The organism is Methylobacterium sp. J-090, assembly GCF_022829345.1.
Taxonomy (GTDB): Bacteria; Pseudomonadota; Alphaproteobacteria; order Rhizobiales; family Beijerinckiaceae; genus Methylobacterium.
The window spans coordinates 1-451 of record NZ_JAKSXV010000068.1 but is presented as its reverse complement, the minus strand read 5'-3'; the positions used below and the strand labels follow the sequence as shown (position 1 = coordinate 451).

At 67.0% G+C, this 451-nt stretch carries 1 protein-coding gene; it reads right to left on the bottom strand.

Going from position 1 to position 451, the window contains the following annotated elements:
* Window positions 1-194: 194 nt before the first annotated feature.
* A partial coding sequence (locus MKK49_RS10730; protein WP_244028252.1) for a hypothetical protein occupies window positions 195-451 on the bottom strand: 257 nt, incomplete at its 5' end.

The following is a 451-nucleotide window of genomic DNA, read 5'->3' as shown; positions in this document are numbered from 1 at the left end:
CAAACATCCGCTCGATGGCGCTTTCCGAAAGCCGCACTCAGCAGGCGTGAAGCGCAACAGGCCCCCTCTCCTGGAAGGAGAGGGTTGGGGTGAGGTGTGGGACCTATTCGGAAAGTTCGCACACCTCACCCTGTCCCTCTCCTTCCAGGAGAGGGGACCCACGGTTCCCGCCCGATGTGTGAATGCCGTAGCCTTCAAGAACCGCCCAGGCGTAGGGGACCGTCGCGACACGTTGCGCCGACGTGATGTGTCGGAAACCGTCTCAGGCGACCGCACCGAAGGCCTCGCAGCGGAAGGCGCCGTAATCGGGTCAGAACGCCGGTGAGCAGGGCGAGGCCGAGGCCCGTCCGGCTCAGGGGCTTGGTACCGCCTTTGGCCAAAGCCATCAGGACGACGCCGGCGCACAGGACGACGATGCCGGCGGCGGCGAGCGGCGCCACCGCCTCGCGCA